Origin of the sequence: Methylobacterium sp. Leaf108, from assembly GCF_001423265.1 — a bacterium.
Lineage (GTDB): Bacteria > Pseudomonadota > Alphaproteobacteria > Rhizobiales > Beijerinckiaceae > Methylobacterium.
The window spans coordinates 303,511-322,742 of sequence record NZ_LMND01000001.1 but is presented as its reverse complement, the minus strand read 5'-3'; the positions used below and the strand labels follow the sequence as shown (position 1 = coordinate 322,742).

16 protein-coding genes are annotated in these 19,232 nt (G+C 68.2%); 3 read left to right on the top strand and 13 right to left on the bottom strand.

Translation table 11 applies throughout. The annotated features are described in order from the left end of the window. Window positions 1-28: 28 nt before the first annotated feature. Both ASF39_RS01600 and ASF39_RS01595 read right to left on the bottom strand, forming a co-directional pair. Window positions 29-379: a HepT-like ribonuclease domain-containing protein gene (locus ASF39_RS01600; RefSeq protein ID WP_056280617.1), complete on the bottom strand. Its 351-nt coding sequence runs from the start codon at window positions 377-379 to the stop codon at window positions 29-31. Next, window positions 369-683: a nucleotidyltransferase domain-containing protein gene (locus ASF39_RS01595; protein ID WP_244472225.1), complete on the bottom strand. Its 315-nt coding sequence runs from the start codon at window positions 681-683 to the stop codon at window positions 369-371. Before ASF39_RS01595 ends, ASF39_RS01600 begins: the two co-directional genes overlap by 11 nt. A gap of 147 nt (window positions 684-830) precedes the next feature. Between ASF39_RS01595 and ASF39_RS01590 the strand changes: the two genes are divergently transcribed. After that, the gene (locus ASF39_RS01590) at window positions 831-2,021 is read left to right on the top strand and encodes a PQQ-dependent sugar dehydrogenase (RefSeq protein ID WP_056280612.1); all 1,191 of its coding nucleotides are present in this window, start codon (window positions 831-833) and stop codon (window positions 2,019-2,021) included. A gap of 12 nt (window positions 2,022-2,033) precedes the next feature. On the opposite strand, the gene ASF39_RS01585 is transcribed toward ASF39_RS01590, so the two are convergent. The 4 genes from ASF39_RS01585 to ASF39_RS01570 form a co-directional block, all read right to left on the bottom strand. Then, window positions 2,034-3,185 carry a YihY/virulence factor BrkB family protein gene (locus ASF39_RS01585; protein ID WP_055879423.1) on the bottom strand — a complete coding sequence of 384 codons (1,152 nt, stop codon included), beginning with the start codon at window positions 3,183-3,185 and terminating at the stop codon, window positions 2,034-2,036. Between the two features lie 190 nt (window positions 3,186-3,375). Further along, the gene (locus tag ASF39_RS01580; protein ID WP_056281106.1) at window positions 3,376-4,773 is read right to left on the bottom strand and encodes a UdgX family uracil-DNA binding protein; all 1,398 of its coding nucleotides are present in this window, start codon (window positions 4,771-4,773) and stop codon (window positions 3,376-3,378) included. Between the two features lie 152 nt (window positions 4,774-4,925). Further along, complete coding sequence (locus tag ASF39_RS01575; RefSeq protein WP_055879420.1) at window positions 4,926-6,137, bottom strand: putative DNA modification/repair radical SAM protein; 1,212 nt, start codon at window positions 6,135-6,137, stop codon at window positions 4,926-4,928. A gap of 90 nt (window positions 6,138-6,227) precedes the next feature. After that, window positions 6,228-6,797, bottom strand: coding sequence for a regulatory protein RecX (locus ASF39_RS01570; RefSeq protein ID WP_056280608.1), 570 nt, complete (start codon window positions 6,795-6,797; stop codon window positions 6,228-6,230). Window positions 6,798-6,895: 98 nt separating this feature from the next. On the opposite strand from ASF39_RS01570, the gene ASF39_RS01565 reads away from it, so the two are divergent. Beyond that, window positions 6,896-8,296 carry a TAXI family TRAP transporter solute-binding subunit gene (locus tag ASF39_RS01565; RefSeq protein WP_056281104.1) on the top strand — a complete coding sequence of 467 codons (1,401 nt, stop codon included), beginning with the start codon at window positions 6,896-6,898 and terminating at the stop codon, window positions 8,294-8,296. A 121-nt stretch (window positions 8,297-8,417) separates the two neighbouring features. Here ASF39_RS01565 and ASF39_RS01560 read toward each other — a convergent pair whose 3' ends face one another. The 6 genes from ASF39_RS01560 to ASF39_RS01535 form a co-directional block, all read right to left on the bottom strand. Then, entirely contained in the window at window positions 8,418-9,944 is a 1,527-nt protein-coding gene (locus tag ASF39_RS01560) for a carbohydrate porin (RefSeq protein WP_056280605.1), read from the bottom strand. Window positions 9,945-10,147: 203 nt separating this feature from the next. Next, the gene (locus ASF39_RS01555; protein WP_056280601.1) at window positions 10,148-11,449 is read right to left on the bottom strand and encodes a Gfo/Idh/MocA family oxidoreductase; all 1,302 of its coding nucleotides are present in this window, start codon (window positions 11,447-11,449) and stop codon (window positions 10,148-10,150) included. A gap of 900 nt (window positions 11,450-12,349) precedes the next feature. Then, window positions 12,350-14,599 (bottom strand): DNA topoisomerase IV subunit A, encoded by a 2,250-nt coding sequence (parC, locus tag ASF39_RS01550; protein WP_056280598.1) that lies wholly within the window; start codon window positions 14,597-14,599, stop codon window positions 12,350-12,352. 45 nt (window positions 14,600-14,644) lie between these two features. Beyond that, window positions 14,645-15,385 carry a DNA repair protein RecO gene (gene recO, locus ASF39_RS01545; protein WP_055879401.1) on the bottom strand — a complete coding sequence of 247 codons (741 nt, stop codon included), beginning with the start codon at window positions 15,383-15,385 and terminating at the stop codon, window positions 14,645-14,647. Window positions 15,386-15,387: 2 nt separating this feature from the next. Beyond that, complete coding sequence (locus ASF39_RS01540) at window positions 15,388-15,852, bottom strand: YaiI/YqxD family protein (protein ID WP_056280595.1); 465 nt, start codon at window positions 15,850-15,852, stop codon at window positions 15,388-15,390. Beyond that, window positions 15,849-16,946 carry an adenylate/guanylate cyclase domain-containing protein gene (locus ASF39_RS01535; RefSeq protein WP_055879394.1) on the bottom strand — a complete coding sequence of 366 codons (1,098 nt, stop codon included), beginning with the start codon at window positions 16,944-16,946 and terminating at the stop codon, window positions 15,849-15,851. The genes ASF39_RS01540 and ASF39_RS01535 overlap by 4 nt, the downstream gene beginning before the upstream one ends. A gap of 221 nt (window positions 16,947-17,167) precedes the next feature. On the opposite strand from ASF39_RS01535, the gene ASF39_RS01530 reads away from it, so the two are divergent. Continuing rightward, the gene (locus ASF39_RS01530) at window positions 17,168-18,007 is read left to right on the top strand and encodes an aldo/keto reductase (RefSeq protein ID WP_056280592.1); all 840 of its coding nucleotides are present in this window, start codon (window positions 17,168-17,170) and stop codon (window positions 18,005-18,007) included. Between the two features lie 675 nt (window positions 18,008-18,682). Here the strand turns inward: ASF39_RS01530 and ASF39_RS20895 are convergent. Beyond that, window positions 18,683-18,988 carry a hypothetical protein gene (locus ASF39_RS20895; RefSeq protein ID WP_156648264.1) on the bottom strand — a complete coding sequence of 102 codons (306 nt, stop codon included), beginning with the start codon at window positions 18,986-18,988 and terminating at the stop codon, window positions 18,683-18,685. Window positions 18,989-19,232: the final 244 nt, after the last annotated feature.

Genomic DNA, 19,232 nt, shown 5'->3' with positions numbered 1-19,232 from the left:
GTGTCTTCAAAGGCGTGAGCGGTCTTGCTCAAACCTCGGGCGGAGGCGCCACTTCGCTGTGGCAGGCAGCGACGAGGGCACCGAGACGGTCTTTCAGCGTCAACCAGACCATGTCCGGTTCGACGCGATGGTAGCTGTGACGATAGACGTTCCCGAGATCGGCAATGATCCGCCAAGGGAGGTCGGGATGGCGCGCCTTCGTTTCGGAACTGAGGCGCCGGCTCGCTTCAGAGATGATCTCCAAGCACCGAACCACGGCATAGGCCGTTTTCTGGTCTACGGCGAATGCCTCGAAGGTCATGCCGGTGGTAAATTCCTCGGCCGCCTTCGCATTCTCGATGATATCGATCAGTGCATCGCGCTCCCGCTCAGAAAGCATGGATCGCGTCTTGCTCGACCTTGTCGCGGATGGAGGCTTTCAGGACATCACGATTCGCGACGTCCACGGCAATCGGAAACAGATCCGAGATGAAGTGGACCACCCCGACGTAATCGTAGAGATCGCGGACCGTCTCGCGGTCGAGGGCGACCATGACGTCGACGTCGCTCGACATCGATGCCTCCCCCCGTGCCGTGGATCCGAACAATGCGGCATGGCGCACGCCGCGGCGGCGGAGTTCGCCTTCGTGCTTGCGAAGTATGGCGATGGCCGTCTCTCGATCCATAAGGCGGTGATAACCCATATCGAGGTCCCGAAGAAGGGCATCCGCGCCGCGCCGCCTCCCGATCGAAACGGGTCCCGCGAGCCCCGATGTCGCGTGGCGGAACAGCGGATTTTCGAGCGGCGTTCCCGTTTTGGATCTCCAAACCCACCATCCGACAGGATCTCCATGACACCGGCCCGCCGTCCGACCCGCCTCGCCCTTGCCTTCACCCTCTCCGTCGCATCCCTGCCCGCCCTGGCCCAGGCGCTGCAGACCCCCGGCAGCACGCGCATCGAGGCGAACGTCGTCAAGGCCGCACCCCTGGAGGCGACGCCCGAGCGCATCGCATCCTTGAAGCTGCCGCCGGGCTTTCGCATCGCGCCCTTCGCCACCGGCCTCGGCGCCCCGCGCGTCATCGTGGTGGCCCCGGACGGCGCGCTCTACGTCAGCGACCGCGATGCGGGCACCGTCACCCGGATCGAGGCCGGCGACGGCGCGAAACGGAAAGTGGTCCTGACGAAGCCCGACGTGCACGGCCTCGCCATCCACGAGGGCCACCTGTTCTACGTCACCGTCAAGGAGATCTTTTCCGCGCCGCTCATGGCAGACGGTGGGCTCGGACCGGAGCGGCGGCTCGTCGCCGACCTGCCCGACGCCGGCCAGCATCCCAACCGCACCATCGCGGTCGGGCCGGACGGCTGGCTCTATGCCAGCCTCGGCTCCACCTGCAACGAATGCGAGGAGCGCAACCCCGAGAACGCCACCATGGTCCGCATGAAGCCAGACGGCTCGGGCCGCGAGATCGTCGCCTCGGGCCTGCGCAACACCATCGGCTTCGATTGGGAGCCCACCACCAAGGCCCTCTACGGCTGGGACGACGGGGTCGACTGGCACGGTGACGACGAGACGCCCGAGGAGCTCAACCGGATCGAGCCCGGCAAGAAATACGGCTGGCCCTACATCTTCGGCAACGGCATGAAGAACCTCTACCGCGAGGTACCCAAGAGTTCGCTCGAGCAGTGGGACAAGGACAGCGAGCGGCCGGTGCTCACCTGGACCGCCCACGCCTCCTCGATGCAGTTCGCCTTCTATCGCGGCGACCAGTTCCCGGCGGAGTACCGCGGCGACGCCTTCGTGACGATGCACGGCTCATGGAATCGCAAGCCCCCGAGCGGCTACGAGGTGCTGCGGGTGCGGTTCGACAAGGGGCGGCCGGTCTCCATCGAGCCCTTCGTGTCCGGCTTCCTCACCGAGGGCGGGCCGAGCGGCTGGTCGCGCTTCGCCCGCCCGTTCGGCCTCGCGGTGGCCAAGGACGGCAGCCTCTACCTCGGCGACGACCAGCACGGCATCGTCTACCGGATCAGCCACGAGGGCTGATCCGGCGTCCGGTCAGCTCGCCGCCCCGATGGTATCGGCCATGCGGGCGCGGCGGGTTCCGAGGGGCTGCGGTTTGCCCACCGTGGTGTCGGCGCCGGTCTGGTGTTCCATCTCGGCGTTGATCTCGGCCCCGACCAGCACGATGGTGGTGGAGAGCCAGATCCACGTCATGAAGCCGACGACCGCACCGAGCGAGCCGTAGGTCTCGTTGTACTTGCCGAAGTTCGAGACGTACCAGGAGAACAGCAGTGAGGCCGCCAGCCAGAGGATGCCGGCGACGGCGCTGCCCCAGGTCACCCAGCGCCATTTCGGCGCGTCGCGGCTGGGGCCGTATCGGTAGAGCAGCGCCAGCCCGCCCAGCACCGCCAGCAGCAGGGCCGGCCAGCGCAGGAGCGCGATGAACCAGGCCTTCTCGCTGAGACCCACCAGGGCGAAGACCGCGGGCAGCACGACGATGGCCACCAGGGCCAGCACGACGAACAGCAGTGCCCCGGCGGTGAAGGTGAGCGAGCGCAGGTTGAGCCAGACGAAATTGCGCGTCTCGCGCTCCTCGTAGACGACGTTGAGGGCATCGAAGACCGCCTTCATGCCGCCGTTGGCGCTCCACACCGACAGCACGATGCCGGTGAAGAAGGTGAGGCCGAGCGTGGTGTCGCCCTTCTCGTTGATGCGCTTGACCTGCTCGCCGACGATCTCGAGGGCCCCGCTCGGCAGGATGCCCTGCAGGCTGGCGATCTGCTCGTTGATGGTCGCGGAATCGGCGACGAGCCCGTAGCAGGACACCAGCGCCGCGATCGCCGGGAAGATCGCGAGCAGCACGTAGAAGGTCACGCCTGCGGCCACGGAGACGATCCGGTTCTCCTTGATGTCGCCGTAGACCCGCATCGCGATGTCCTTCCAACCCTTGACGGGGATCGCGGAGGGGGTCTGCGCACCGCGGCCGCGATCCGGCTCCTCGGCGGCCACCTGCTCGGCGTCGGCTCCGGCATGGGACGGGGAGGGTTCGCGCACCGGCCCCGCCGGAGCGGGGACGGCACCGGCGGGAGCGGATCGGCGCGGCAGTACGACGAGGCCGATCAGGGCCGTCGCCATGGCGAGACTCCAGACCGTCGAGGAACCGAGCGAGGAATCGGGAGAAGGTCGTGGGTCGTTCGAATGGGCCATGCCGCCGCCTGTCGCTGACGCCGGCCGCCGCGGGCCGGGCTTGATCGCCAGTCAACACGACCGTTCAGGCAATGTTTCCGTCCGTAACGGTGCGATCTCGCGTCGGGAAAGGCACGTCTCGGTTCGGTCCGGCAAGATTCCGGCCCGCCGCCCCCGGTGGACGATCAGATGCCGGCAACCGGAGGTGGTCCTACAGACTTGCCGCGATGTCGTGGATACGGCGCAGGTCGGCGACGAAATCGCCGTAGGCCTCCTCCTTCGCCTCGTCCGGCAATCGCAGGAGGTAGGACGGGTGCACCGTGATGAACCCCGCATAGGGCTTGGCGAAATCGGCCGGCCCGCGCGCCCGCGTCACCGGGATCGCCTTGCCGGTCAGGGCGAGAACCGCCGTGGCCCCCAGCGCCACCACGAGCCTGGGCGCCACGAAGTCGAGCTCGCGGTCGAGCCACCAGCGGTAATGGCTCACCTCCCCGGCGGTGGGCTTCTGGTGGATGCGGCGCTTGCCGCGCTCCTCGAACTTGAAGTGCTTGACGGCATTCGTGAGGTAGGCATGGCCCCGGTCTATCCCGGCCTCCGCCATGGCGCGGGCGAGCAGCTGGCCGGCCGGCCCGACGAAGGGGCGTCCCTGCCGGTCCTCCTGGTCTCCGGGCTGCTCGCCGACGAAGGCGACGATGGCTCCCGGCGGGCCCTCGCCCAGCACCGCCTGGGTCGCGCCGGGCACCAGCGGCTCCGACCGCCGGATGATCGCGTTCAGCGCCTCCAGGCTCTTGGGTTCCTGGTCGCCCATGGCGGCGACGGCGCGGGCCGGGTTGCGCTTGACGGGCATCTGCGGTCCTCGCTCGATCATCGCCTCCGTCCGGGCGGCGGCCGCGCGGACGAGGCCGGGAATGGCGGCCGTCTCGGGCATGTTGTGCCAGTACTTCTTGGGCATCTCCGAGCGCATCGCCCGCAGGTTGGTGCGGGCCGGGTTGAAGGTGCTCTCGTAATAGTCGCGCCAGCCGGCCTCGAAGCCGTCGCTCGCCGGCACGTCCTCGCGCCGGCCCGGCGGCCCGAACGACAGCGCCGTGCCGTCCCAATGGGCCGAGCCCTCCGGCGTCAGGATTGACCAGGTCAGCGAGCGGAAGCGATCGACGAAGAACGGCGCGGCGGCACCGAGGATGTGGTGGTCGGGCTCGAACCAGGCGACGAAGCGCTCGATGCCGGCGTCCTCGCTCCGGCGAAAACGCAGGAAGGCGTGCATCTTGTGGAGGTCGCGCGCGATGGCCTTGCGCATGCGCTCGAGCCGGTGGACCAGCGGATCGCTCGAGATTTCCAGGAGCCGCCGTTCCCCGTGCAGGATGCGCCAGACCAGGGTGTAGAGCAGGGCGTAGCGCTCCGGGTCGCTGTGCGGCACCACCATCCTGACGAGGTCGCCGACACCGCGCGGCAGGGCGAGGGGCGGTGCCGGCGTGTCGCTCGCGTGCGTCCCGAACAGATCGAGCGCACCGCCCAGGTGCCAGGACACGGAATCCGGCGGCACCCCTTCCGCGACGAGGCGGCGGGCGGCGTCGCGAAATCCGTCGGGATCGGCGCCGGGGCGCAGGGTGATCGCGCGGAGCGAAACGTGAGGTCCTCCCCCCTGCGGGCAAGAGTCGGAGGTGGTGGCGGGCGGGCGACCTTGCCGCTCACCGAGCGGAAACGCCCCCGACCTCGATCCCCCTCCGCAAGGGGAAGGGGAGGCGCGGACTTTCCCGTGCTCGCTCAAAACAAACTCAGCTGCTTTGCCGGTTCGGCGAGCCGGCTGCGCAGGTCCAGCCTGTCGGTGAGCTGCGTCGGGCGATGGTCGGCGGCGATGAGGAAGGGCCGCGCCCGCTTCAGGCTGGAGGTCAACCTCGCCACGTCGTCGAGGCGAAGGCGGGTGTGGCGCCGTGCCCGTAGGATCTTGTCCACGGCCCGCGCCCCGAGCCCCGGCACCCGCAGCAGCATCTCGCGCTCGCCCGTGTTCACGTCGACGGGAAAGCGGTGGCGGTTCTTGAGGGCCCAGGCGAGCTTGGGGTCGATGTCGAGGGCGAACATGCCCTCGTCGGTGGCGTCCGCCACGTCGTCGGGGGAGAAGTCGTAGTACCGCAGCAGCCAGTCGGCCTGATACAGCCGATGCTCGCGCTGCAGCGGCGGCGGGGACGGCGGCAGGATCGAGGAGCCCTCGGGGATCGGGCTGAAGGCGGAGTAGTAGACCCGCTTGAGCTTGTACGAGCCGTAGAGGTGCGCGCTCTTGCGGATCAGCGATTCGTCCGTGGTCGCATCGGCACCGACGATCACCTGGGTCGATTGCCCGGCCGGCGAGAAGCGGCGCTTCTCGGCCTTGGCCTCGACGATGCGTTCGCCGATCTGCGCCATGGCGCCCTGGATCGCCGGGCCGCTCTTCTCCGGCGCCAGCCGTTCGAGGCTCGCCTCGGTGGGCAGTTCGAGGTTGATCGACAGCCGGTCCGCGTAGAGCCCCGCCTCCTCGATCAGCCACGGGCTCGCCTCGGGGATGGACTTGAGGTGGATGTAGCCGCGAAAGCCGTGGTCGCGTCGCAGAGACTTCGCGACCCGCGTCAGCAGTTCCATGGTGTAGTCGGGCGACTTGATGATCCCGGACGAGAGGAACAGCCCCTCGATGTAGTTGCGCTTGTAGAACTCCACCGTGAGCGTCACGACCTCGGCCACGCTGAATCGGGCGCGGGCGACGTTCGAGGAGCGCCGGTTGATGCAATAGGCGCAATCGAACAGACAGTAGTTCGTGAGCAGGATCTTGAGGAGCGAGATGCAGCGCCCGTCCGGTGTGTAGGCATGGCAGATGCCGGCGCCGGTAGTCGAGCCGAGCTCGCCCGCGCCGGCCTTGCGCCGGGGCGCACCGGACGAGGAACAAGACGCATCGTATTTGGCCGCATCGGCCAGGATGCGCAGCTTCTTGGCGAGGGCTTCGTCCATCGGTCGAAGATGCTCCCCGTTCCCGGTTCGTTCAAGCTCCGATCGCCGCGGCGGCCCGCGTGCGACCATTTGCGGGCGGCAGAAGGCCCGTCACTCCTCCGTCTCCGCATCCACGATCCGGCTCGCCAGCGAATACGAAAAGCCGGCCCGCGCCATGGCCGCGATGTCGCGGTCGCGCGACGGGCCGCGCAGGTCCGGCCGGCGCCACGGGCCGAGGCGCCGGCGCTTGGCGTAGGCATGGGCGGCCTCCTCCTCGATCGGCACCCCGTCCTCCTCCGCCGTCGTCGCCTCGTTGCCGAGGGCGTCCGTCACAAGGTCGCGAGGCACGCCCTTGGCCGCGAGCTTGGCCCGGACGATGCGTGAGGAAGCGCCACGCCGGCGCAAGCTTGCGAGCCGAGCCTGCGCGAAGCGCGAATCGTCCACCAGACCCGCGGCGACCGCCCGCGCCACCGTCGCCTCCACGAGGTCGGCGAAGGCGCCGGGCTCCTCGCGGCGCAGGCGGCAGCGGGTCTTGACGCGACGCAGGAGGACGGCGCGCAGCATCGCGACGGAGGCACTGTAGCGTTCGAGGTAGTCCAGGGCGACGCGCTCGAGATAGGCCGGGGTGACCGGTTTGGGCGGCGCAACGTTCCGCCGGGTCAGGGGTTCATCATCGGCCATGGTTTCATCATGATCCTGACGGGTTCGGCGGGCTGATGGACGAGGGTGAGGCGAGGCAACCGAGGAAGGGCCGACCACTGGGCACGCCGTCAATCCTCCTGAGGCGCGAATGGGTCCTCTTCCTGCTGGCCCTGGGGCTGGCGGCGGTGGCCGGCGCCATCGTGTACCTGTCGCGTCCCAACACCCTCGTGGTCGCGGTCGGCCCGCGCGACGGCGCCGAAGCGGCGCTCCTCGACGTCTACGCCCAGGCCCTGGCGCGAGCCCGGGAGGACGTGCGCCTCAAGGTCCAGCATTTCGACGACGTGCGCGACAGCGCCAGGGCGCTGCAGTCCGGCCGCGCCGACCTCGCCGTGGTGCGCCCGGACGTGCTCCTGCCCGACAACGGCCTGACCCTGGCGATCCTCCACGACGAGGCCCTGCTCATCGTCGCGCCGCAGGCGCAGGGGCTGGAGAGCTTTCCCGATCTCGCCCGCAAGCGTCTGGGCATCGTCGAGCGACACGGGGCGGACATCCCGTTCCTCACGAGCCTCCTGGGCTTCTACGACCTCACCGCGGCGGCCGAGCCGGAAGGCGGCGCCCTCCTGGGGGCGAGCCATGTCGTGCTGGTGCCGCTCAAGCCGTCCGAGGTGACGAAGGCGGTGCAGGAGAACCGGGTCGATGCCGTCGCGGTGATCGCGGCCCCGGCCTCGAAGGCCGCCATCTCGACGGTGCGCGCCGTCGAGATGGCCTCCGCCGACAAGGCGGTGGGCTTCGTCGCGGTGCCCGACGGCGAGGCCATCGTGCAGCGGATGCCGGAGCTGCAGGCGACCATCATCCCGGCCGGGACCTTCGGCGGACGGCCCAAGCGCCCCGACGACGACATCAAGACGGTGGGGGCCTCCTATCGCCTGATGGCCCGGGGCAGCATCAGTCGGGTCTCGGTGGCCTCCGTCGTCCAGCACCTGTTCGAATGGCGATCGAAACTCGCCACGGCGGCCCCCCTCGCCAACCAGATGAAGGCGCCCGAGTTCGACAGCACGGTGGCCGCCACCAGCGCCCGGCTGCCCAACCACCCCGGCGCGGTGGATTACTTCGAGCGCGAGCAGCAGACCCTCTTCGAGCGCTACGAGGACTACATCTACCTGGTCGCCTTCTTCGGCGGCACGCTGGGCTCCGGCGTCGCCTGGCTCGGCCAGCGCCTCGCCAGGAAGCGCCGCGAGCGCATCGACGTGGTGCTCGACCGCCTCCTCGACATCCTCAAGGAGGTCCGCACGGCGCGCTTTCCCTCCGACCTCGACGGGCTGGTGACCGAGACCGACGACCTCGTGGCCGACGTGGTCCGGCAGGCGCGCGAGCGGGCGATCGATAACCGCACGGTCAGTGCCCTGATCCTGGCCATCGACGCCGTCCATGCCGCCATCGCCGACGCGCGGCGCGTCCTCGACGGCGTGGAGGCGGGCGACGGGAGCCGCCTGCGCAGGACGCGTCTCGTCTCGCTCCAGCTGCCCGCCGCGGAGTGATACGGTTTCCGCTTGGATCAAGCGTGAATCGTATCACCGAGCCCGCGCGGCGCCTGAGCGAAGCCCATTTCCGCATCACGAAGTGATCAGCCGGAAATGGCATGACGGGCTAGCGCCCGCGTCAATACCGGACGATGGCGCGCAGGCCGAACACGGCGGCGTTCCTGATGCGCGCGCCGTTGGCATCGCGCGTGTTGGCGATGCCGCCGCCGGGACGGAAGATGTACTGGACGTCCGGCTGCACCGTCACGCCGGGGCCGAGCACGGCCTGATAGGTCGCCTCGATGACGGCCTCGCTGCTGCGGCGCGAGCCCGGGACGCCGGTGGCCAGGATCGTGTCGAGGTCGAAGCCCCGTGCGCTGCGCGAGAACCGCGACAGGCCGAAGGCGATGCCGACGGTGTCGTCGGAGCGGCCCTTGAACAGGCCCTTGTAGGCGATGCCGGCGTCCACGTAGAGGTCGACGAGGTTGCGGTCGCCCGGCGATCCCGAGACGCGCACGAAGGCGCTGGCACCGTCGTTGGGGTCGTCGGGCTCGCGGTAGAGGGTCTGGTCGACGATGCCGTAGATCCCGCTGTCGCCCCGGAAGCGCCTGGCGATGCCGGTGGTGGCGGGGTCGGCGAGCCGGCCGCCGGCATCGTCGAACCGCAGGCTGTCGAAGCGGCCGAAATGGTGCCAGCCGCCCAGCGTCACCGTGCCCGGCTCGCCGAGATCGCCGCTCATGATGTTGTAGGCATAGGCCGCCTCCGCGATCACCAGGGCGGGGTCGTTTGTCCGGAAGTTGGTGCCGGTGCGGTTGCGGCGCTGCGGATCGGGATTGTTGTCGGGCCGGGCCGGGCCGGACGGGTCGCCGTCGAAGATGCCGACCTGGAGCGAGAAGTTCTGGTTCGGCACATACTTCGCCCGCACCGCCGGAACGGCGAGCGGGTAGACCGGACCGCCACTGGGAAGGACGTCGGCCATGATGTTGGGCCAGCCGAACGTCGAGTTGACGAACAGCGTCCCGGTCTGGCTGACCGCGAACTCGGTGTCGGCGGCGATCTGGCCGACCTTGAGGCTGAGTTGACCGTCGAAGAGCCTCTGGTCGAGCCAGAGCTCGTAGAGGCGGGATGACGGCAGCGCCTCGATCGCGCTCACGGCGATGATGTTGTTGAGAAAGTAGCGCGACAGGCCGGTGCCGTGGATCTGGTAGTAGTTCGTGTGGAAGCTCGCGCCCTGCCAGCCCATCAGCTTTTCGAGATCCGCGTCGAACTGGACGTCGAGCCGGCCCTGGTAGATCGCGCCGCGGCGCGATCCGCCGGTGGCGTTGCCCAGGCTCTCCCCGATGTAGGTCAGGCTGTACTCGATCCCCCGGGTGCGCAGGAACGCGCGCAGGCCGAGGGGATCGCCGTAGGCGCCCAGACTCCCCTCGATGGAGGTGTTCAGGTTGGCCGAGGGCTTGCCGGAGGCTTCGGGCTGGGCCACCGAGGTCTGCGGATCGTCGCCGGCGCCGAGCGGCGAGCCGATGCGCACACCTTCGCGAGCGACACGCGCGAGCCGCGCGGCGGCCGCGTCAGCGCCGTTCTGGGCGAGGACGGGGGTCTGCGCGAGAGCGAGCCAGAGAAGGGGCGCTGCGACGGCAAGCACCCGCAACCGGAAGAAGCGCCTCATCGTCTCTCGAAACGGCTCGTGGAAGGGCGACAACCGCCGGTCGCGTCGATCTATCACGCCGTCGTGACAGATCGGCAACCGGCCTGACCGCCGTTATCCGCCTCGCAGCGCCGCGCGGGCGTTTTTCACGCGGCCAGTGCCGACGTGCCACAGGGTCGACCGGACGGGCGGCGCCCCTGCCGCCATGCGCGAAACGGTCGGGATCAGCCCGCCGGTTCGGGCTGCGGCCCCCGCGTCGCGTCGAGCCCGGCCGCCGCCCCGGCGGGGGGCGCCACCGTCACCACCGCCCCGGTGCGGGCGGCCTCGTAGATCGCTTCCATCACCACATGGTCCTGCAGGCCCTCCTCGCCGGGCGTGTGCGGGCGGCGGTCGCTCAGGATGCAGTCGGCCATGTGGTCGATCTCGAGGGCGAACTGGTTCTTCTGCGCCAGCACCCGCTCGTCGCGGGCCTCGACCTTGCCGTCGGGGTGCGAGACCACGAGCCGCTGGCCGCGGTAGGCGAAGGCATTGCGCAGGTCGATGTCGCCGCGCTCGGTATGCACCTGCAGCCGGCGCGATTCGTGGACGCCGTAGCTGGTGGCGCATTGCGCGATGACGCCGGAGGGGAAGGTGAGGGTGAAGGCGACGCTCTCCTCGACCTCGGCGAATTTCTGGTCGCCGGGCGTCGAATGCAGCCGAGCGCTGACGGACACCGGCTCCTCGCCTAGGATCGCACGCACACCGTTGAGGCAGTACAGGCCGATGTCGGGCAGGGCGCCGCCGCCGGCGAGATCCTTCCTGAGGCGCCATTGCTCGGGCAGGCCGGTGGTCTGGCCGTTGAACGCCTGGATCATCCGGGGCTTGCCGAACTCGCCCGAGCGGGCGAGGCGCGTCACCTCGCGGTTGAAGGGCTCGTACTGGCAGCGGTAGGCGATCATCAAATTGACCTTGGCCGCCTCGCAGGCCGCGATCATCTCCCGCGCCTCGGCCGAGGAATTGGCCATCGGCTTCTCGCACAGCACGTGCCTGCCGGCGGCGGCCGCGGCCAGGACATGCTCGCGGTGGAGGCCGTTGGGCGTCACGACGTAGACCGCGCGAATCGCCGGGTTCTTCGCGATGCGCTCCCATTCGTCGTAGCCATAGACCGCATCGGGAGCGATGCCGTACTGGACCGCCACCAGCCGCGCCTTGTCCGGCGAGCCGGACACCAGGGCGACGACGCGGGCCTTCCTGGTCTGGGCGAAGGCCGGCAGCAGTTCCTCCAGGCTCAGGCGCCCGAGGCCGACGACGGCGAAGCCGACGCGCTCGCCCGGCGGCATCGGGGCCGGCGGCGGCGGCGGGGTGATGTCGCCGCCCCCGCGCCAGTTCGGAAAGGTCACCCGCCCGTCCTCGACCACACCGGTATCGGCCGGTCTCGACGGCCCGGCGGCACGGGCCGGAGCCGCCGCGCCCAGCGCCACCCCGGTGACTGCCGCCGAGCCGGCCTGGATGAGACGGCGTCGTGAAAGAGTCGAATCGCTCGCCATGAACCTGTGCCGCTTGTTTTGGGAGAGGCTCGGTCAACCTCGGGCGCGGAGGGCGAGTTCCGGCACCGTCGAGATGCTGGAGCGGAAGACGAGGTTGGCATAACGTCGAATTTGGATGGCGGCTTTCGACCGATTTTCTTGAAAAACTCGGATATAGCACAATAGGCGTCATCTAAGGTTGCAATTCGGAGAAAGTTCGTCTCTCATTGCCGGTGCAATCCCAATAACGCGGCGGTCTCCAAGTGATGCGATGGTACGATCTTCTACGTCTGGAGCAGCCCGCGATGCTGCTTTTATCCGGTCCTGGGTTTTTCAGCGAAATCGACCCAAAGCGGTCAGTAGGATGCACATTCAACTCGCGCCAAGAAGGGCTAAAACTAGAACGAGCACCAAGGCCCAGAAGATCAAACCTATCCAGGCTGACATAGTAGCCGAACATAGAAGTGAGCCTTCCTTTGTCTGCTGAAAGCCGAACCAATTAAACCCGAGTTTGTTCGAAAGAATGTCGTCCGCCGTTATGATCCCTAGACTTATGGTTGGGAGAAGCCACCGAGCGGTCCGATGCCCGACCCATTCAAGCAGCACATCGAAGATCAACATATGCAAGTCTCAGAAAATCGCACCCTTCGGCTCCGGTGACGCACCACCAATAGAGTAGCGGACGGCAGTTCTCCACCCATCGCGGACGGTGGGCGTGGGTACCATCTGTCAGATTTCCACCACTAGCACGCCAATTGCTCTTAAGGATCAACGGTGCTCTTGAGGGTCAAAGGCGGGACGTTCGCTTCAGGGCGAAGAGTCAACGTCGGGTTCCCAACCCACACCGGACGTCCAAAGCACCTCCCAAATGTAGACCCTCCATACCGGCAAAATCGCTGCCGCAGCGACGTCACCCCACCCTCACTTCCCGAACCGCTCGAACTTCGGAAAGCTTCGCGTCATCAGCGTGCCGGCGTCGGCGCGGTGGCCCATCCAGCGCTCCAGGAGGGCGGCGTTGGCGAGGCGCGGCTGGCCGCCGGCGTCGCGCCAGGGCAGGCCCTCGGCCAGGGTGAAGACGCAGGCGTCCGACAGCGTGCTCTGGCGGCAGCGCTGCAGGCGCACGCCCTTGCCGCGCACGAGTTCGGGCATCTCGGTGATCGGAAACACCAGGAGCAGCCGGTCGGCGCTGCACACGGCGACGTGGTCGCCGGTCTGCGCGGGCACCAGCAGGGCGGCGGTGGCGGGCGCGTCGAGGCCCATCACGCCCTTGCCCTTGCGGGTGTTGGCGACGAGGGCATCGCCCGGCGCCAGGAAGCCGCGCCCGTCGCTGGCCGCCACCAGGAACCGGCCGCCGGGCTGGTAGGGCAGGGCGGCGACGATCTCGGTACCGTCGTCGAAATCCACCATCAGGCGGATCGGATCGCCGAACCCGCGTCCGCCCGGCAGCTTGGCCGCCTCCAGGGTGAAGACCTTGCCGTTGGAGGCCAGCACCAGGATCTTGGCGGTGGTCTCGGTGAGGAAGCTGAGCTTGAGCGCGTCGTCGCCCTTGAAGGCGACCCCCGACAGGTCGGTGACGTGGCCCTTGAGCGCCCGGATCCAGCCCTTGGTGGAGACGATCACGGTGATCGGCTCGCGCTCGACCATGGCGGAGGTGAAGTCGATGCCGGCGGTGTCGGGCGGGTTCTCCAGGGTGGTGCGGCGGGACCCGAGCTTGGTCTCGGGGCCGAAGGTCTTCTTCACCGCGCGGATCTGCTTGGTGATGTCGGACCATTGCAGCTTGTCCGAGCCGAGCAACTCGTCGAGGCCGTTCTTCTCCTTGGTGAGGGCGTCGCGCTCGCGCTTGAGCTCCATCTCCTCGAGCTTGCGCAAGCTGCGCAGGCGGGTGTCGAGGATGGCGTTGGCCTGCACCTCGGTGAGGTCGAATCGCTTGATCAGGGCGGGCTTGGCCTCGTCCTCCTCGCGGATGATGCGGATGACCTCGTCGAGGTCGAGGTAGACGACGAGCAGGCCGCCGAGGATCTCGAGGCGCCGCTCGATCTGCCCGAGGCGATGGCGCGAGCGGCGCTGGAGCACGACGCGGCGGTGGTCGAGCCATTCGCGCAGGGCTTCCGCCAGGCCGATCACCCGGGGGACGAGGCCGCCCACCAGCACGTTCATGTTGAGGGGCACGCGGGCTTCGAGCTCGGTGAGCCGGAACAAAGATTCCATCAGGATGACCGGATCGACGCTGCGCGAGCGCGGCTCCAGCACCACCCGCACGTCCTCGGCCGATTCGTCGCGCACATCGGCCAGCAGCGGCAGCTTCTTCTCCTGGAGGAGTTCGGCCAGCTTCTCGATGAGCCGCGCCTTGGGGATGCCGTAGGGGATCTCGGTGACGACGATGGTCCAGGTGCCCCGGCCGAGGTCCTCCTTGGCCCAGCGGGCGCGCACGCGAAACCCGCCGCGCCCGGTGCGGTAGGCCTCGGCGATGGCCTCGGCGGAATCGATCAGGATGCCGCCGGTGGGGAAGTCCGGCCCCTTCACGAAGGTGAGGAGCTGGCCCGAGGTCGCCTCCGGGTGCCCGATCAGGTAGAGGGCCGCGTCGCAGAGTTCGGCGGCGTTGTGGGGCGGGATCGAGGTCGCCATGCCCACCGCGATGCCCTGGCTGCCGTTGGCGAGCAGGTTCGGGAAGGCCGCCGGCAGGACGATGGGCTCCTCCTCCTGGCCGTCGTAGTTCGGCCGGAAGTCGACGGAATCGTCGTCGAGCCCCTCCATCAGCAGGCGCGCGACCTCGGTCATCCGCGCCTCGGTGTAGCGCTGGGCGGCCGGGTTGTCGCCGTCGATGTTGCCGAAGTTGCCCTGGCCGTCGACGAGCGGATAGCGCTGCGCGAAGTCCTGGGCCATGCGCACCAGGGCGTCGTAGGCGGCGGTGTCGCCGTGGGGGTGGTACTTGCCGATGACGTCGCCGACGATGCGGGCGCATTTCTTGAAGGCCGAGGTCGGGTCGAGCTTCAGGAGCCGCATGGCGAACAGGATGCGCCGGTGGACGGGCTTGAGCCCGTCGCGGGCGTCCGGCAGCGCCCGGTGCATGATCGTGGAGAGCGCATAGGCGAGGTAGCGCTCTTCCAGCGCCGACTTCAGTTCGACGCTCTCGATGCCGTCGCCGGATCGCGGCTCGAAGGGCTGGCCCATCATGGACTCCGGGGCGTGTGTTTCACGTGGAACATAGCATGAACATCAACGGTCCGCGGCTTTGCCGAGCGCGACGAATCGCGCCCGCTCCTCCGGCGGCCTCAGGCCGCGCGGTCCCCAGACGTGCTGGTCGAGGAAGTATCCCGTCAAGGTAAACCCCTCCGTAACGGATCGCGCGTCGGGGGCTGCGATGCGCGCGTCCTCGCCGCGTGCGCGCAGGAAGGCCGGCAGGGCGAGCAGTTTTTCGCGGTAGGGCTCGCCGGCCGAGGCGCTGACGGCGCGTCCGCTGCGGGGCGAGACGTAGATCAGGGCGTCGTTGCCGCCGGTGGCGGCGCAGGCCGACAGGTCGAGGCCGAAGCCGAGTTCGGCGAGCATGGCGAGTTCGAACCGCACCATCAGGATCGGCGCCACCACCTCGTCCTGGAGGTGCGCCAGCAGCACCTGTGCCGCCGCGTAGAGGTCGGGATGGGGGTCGCGCTCGGGCAGCAGCCGCAGCAGGGCGGTCATGTGGCCGATGCCGTAGAGGGCCAGCGCCGACCCGATCAGGTTCAGGCCGGTGGCGGCGATCGGTTCGACCGCGAAGGCGCCGAGACTCTGGTCGAGGCGTGCCCGCCAGGTCACCCGGACGTGGTTGCCCGGCTGCAGCACCGGCTGCATCCGCCGCGAGCGGCCGCCGTGGACGAGGCCGAGGTGGCGGCCGTGGCCGGGCGTCAGCACGTCGAGGACGATGGCGGTCTCGCCGTTCCGGCGCAGGCCGATCACAAGCCCTTCGTCGGTCCACTGCATCGTCAGCCAAAGCCGCCGCGCTTCAGGCGCACCACGGTACGGTCGAGGGCGCCGAGGTAGGCCGAGCGGTCCCGCGCCGAGAACGGTTTGGGGCCGCCGGTGATGGCGCCGGCCTCGCGCAGGTCCTGCATCAGGTTGCGGGTGGCGAGCGCCATGCCCACGGAGTTCTCGCTGAACGGCTTGCCGGTGGGGGCCAGCACCTCGGCGCCCGCCTTTACGCAGCGGCTGGCCAGCGGCACGTCGGAGGTGATCACGATGCTGCCCGGCCGCGCCCGTTCGGCGATCCAGTCGTCGGCGGCGTCGAACCCGTCGGAGACCACCACCCGCTCGATCCAGTCGGCTCGGGGGAGCTGCATGTAGCTGTTGGCGACCACCACCACGCGCAGGCCGTAGCGTTCGGCGACGCGGTAGGTCTCGTCCTTCACGGGGCAGGCGTCGGCGTCGATGTAGACGACGATGGCGCTCATCGGGCCGAGGCCGCGATCCGGGAGGGGACGACCTCCTCCGCCCGCCCCTGCGCGGCGATCGCCTCCGGCTGGGCGGGGGCGCCCCGCTCGAGGGTCGAGACGCTGAGCGGGGCGCCGCGCCCGCGCAGGGCATGGGCGCCGAGCGAGCGGGCGCTGATGCCCGGCGGCAGGCCGCCCAAACGTGCGAGCAGGTCGTCCGAGATCAGGATCTCGGTGCCGAGCGGCCGGCACAGGGTCTCGATCCGGGCGGTGACGTTCACGGTGTCGCCGAAATAGGCGATCTTGTGCCGGTCGACCCCGACTTCGGCCGTCACCACGGAGCCGCCGTGGAGGGCGGCGCGCAGGCGCGGCACGGTGCCGAAGCGGGCCTTCCAGATCTCCGCCTCCGCCTCCAGCCGGTCGAGCACGTCGAACACGCAGGCCACGCAGCGCCCGCGCTTGAGGCCGCGCTCCATCGGCCAGGTGATCATCGCCATGTCGCCGATGTAGTCGTCGGTGGAGCCGAGGTTGCGTCGCACCGGTTCGGCCATGGCGGCGAAGATGGCGCCGAGATAGGCCTGGGCCTTGAGGTCGCCGTGGGTCTCGGCGAAGGCGGTGGAGCCGACCACGTCGAGGAACAGGAAGATGCGCTCCTCGCGCACCGGCCGGTGGTAGCGCCCGACGAGGAAGTTCACGAACACCTCGCCCCCGATGAGGTCGCGCATGCGGATCACGAACACCAGCAGCGCCGAGACGGCCAGCGAATAGGCCAGCACCCGCGGGGTGATCCGCACGGCGTCGGCCAGGCTGTCGTGCGTGAGCCCGAGGGCCCAGACCACGACGCCGCCGACGGCGATGCCCAGCGCGATCATCAGGACGTAGGCGATCTCGGCCGCGGGCACGTAGAACCAGGCCGGGAGCCGGCGCATCCGCGCCTGGAGGCCGGCCAGGATCAACCCCCGGTCGAAGGCGAGCACGGTGCCGCCGACGGCCAGGCCGTAGGCGAGGCCGGCCAGCGGCGTCGCCCCGGCGGCGAACAGCATGTTGTAGAGCAGCCCCGCCCCGCCGCAGGCGAGGAGGATCACGACCCAGAACCAGCGGTGCTGCGGCAGCATCAGGACACCGCCCGAGCGGGCCGGGCCCCGACGCGTGCGCCGCCCGGCCGGCCGTCGCGACGTTGGAGCGGGGCGGGCAATCTCACGGTCGGTCCTCGGTGATGCTGCGATACGCCGCCCTGTGCGTTGCATCCAAGCCGGTTCCTTGATCACCGGCGCATGATGGCGTGAATAAGGCCGCGGGGCGTCCCGGGGTCGGCGATGGACGGAGCCTTGAACCGATGGCGGAACGGGAATTCGGACGGGGCGGACCGCGCGTCCCGATAATCGGGCAGGGCACCTGGGGCATCGACGCGGGCCCGCGCGACCAGGCGGTGGCGGCGCTGCGGGCCGGGCTCGACGCGGGCCTGACCCATATCGACACCGCCGAGATGTACGGCGGCGCCGAGGCCATCGTCGGCGAGGCCATCGCCGGCCGGCGCGACGCGGTCTTCCTGGTCTCGAAGGTGGTGCCGGACCACGCCACCCGGGCCGGCGTGGTGAAGGCCTGCGAGGCCTCCCTCGGGCGCCTGGGCACCGACCGGCTCGATTGCTACCTGCTGCACTGGCCAGGCCGGCATCCCCTCGCCGAGACCATCGCCGGGTTCGAGGACCTCAAGGCGGCCGGCAAGATCCTGGCCTGGGGCGTGAGCAATTGCGATGTCGCCGAGCTCGACGAGGCGTTGAGGATCGCCGGCCCCGGCGTGATCGCCTGCAACCAGGTGCTGTACCACCTCGGGCAGCGGGCGATCGAGCATGCGGTGATCCCCTGGTGCCGGGCCAACGGCGTCGCGGTGGTGGGCTACTCGCCCTTCGGCAGCGGCTCCTTCCCGCGTCCCGCCACCACCGGCGGCCGCGTCCTCGCCAAGGTCGCCGCCCGCCACCGCACCACGCCCCACGCCGTCGCCCTGGCGTTCCTTACCCGGCTCGAGGGCGTGTTCACGATCCCCAAGACCGCACGGGCGGACCGCGCCGTCGAGAACGCGGCGGGCGCCGCGCTGGTTCTGGACCGGGACGACCTCATGGCCATCGACGCGGCTTTTCCGCGTGGGACGCAGCCGCGTAGTTTGCCGATGCTTTAGGGTGAAGCTCGATCGGTGTGGCGGCCGAGCGACTGGAATCGGTGGAGGCTGTGTGAAAACGCCAAGAGTTCCAATTGCGTTAGAAGGTTCTTCTTCGGTTGCGCGTGGCGTTCGCGTTTTCACACGGCTTTGGTGGTTAGCCGCCGTTCCGGTCTTGGGGCACAATACCTGTGAGCAGATGCAGCGACAGTAATATTAGTTAATTATATCGCGAATGATAATAAATATTGATATTAAGGCCATCATGGCGAACAGAAGGCCAATCAGCGAACAAAATGATATACCAAACCAATATCTCACTGGTTTATCTGTTTTTGACCAAATACCATTTCTAGCAAGAAATTTCTTGTAGGTGATTGCATGTCCAACCTGCTTAAACATATGGTATACACAAAACATCGATAGCAATAGAAGGAGAAGCTGTCCAAGCATGATTATCAGTGCCAGATATCAGCTGCGCTGACTGCAGGCGTCTTAGGCGCTTGTGCCCTGCAATAGTTGTTCATGTTAAAGGCCTACACGAAATGGGATAGCGCTTTATACACGGCGGGCAGTCTGGTGGCAGTCCTGTAGAGAGCGCTCTGGACAAAATCCTTCTTCACTGACCAAAGACTTCGGCGTTTTCACACAGCCTCGGTGGAAAGCTGACGTTTAATCTGGCCGCTTCCATAGACATTAAATATCCGGCTTCTGAACGAACATAAGCAAAAATACAGCTACTGCTGAGACAAAGAAGCAGAGCCCAGCCCATTTGAACAGCGGTCGAGCGCCGACGGCAAATGCAATACCCGATGTCCATATTCCAGCTAACAAAAGCGGTGTGATCGTAAGTACGCCAACGTAGAATGAGAGTTCTGGTATATGACCCGCATCAATCTTTGCATCGGCATAGGCTATCGGTGCCCCATAAGCTGCGAGCGCAAATAGAAACACTACTAAAATTGTACTGACGAAAGCAGAAAATATTGGAAACACAGGCATACGAACTTTCGCTGAAGTCCATAGCTACATCGGTTCGGAGGCTATTCCGGGCAGGCTACCATGCACTCTCGGAAAGTCCGCTTAGGGTCGCAAGCAGCCATCGCAGAGGCAACCTGATTGAGGTCAGATCCTCAGGCGCTGCGCCGCCGCCGTTCCGCTTCGACGGGATGGCTTATACGGTTTCCGCTTGGATCGAGCGGGAACCGCATCACCGAGCCCGCGCGGCGCCTGAGCGAAGCCCATG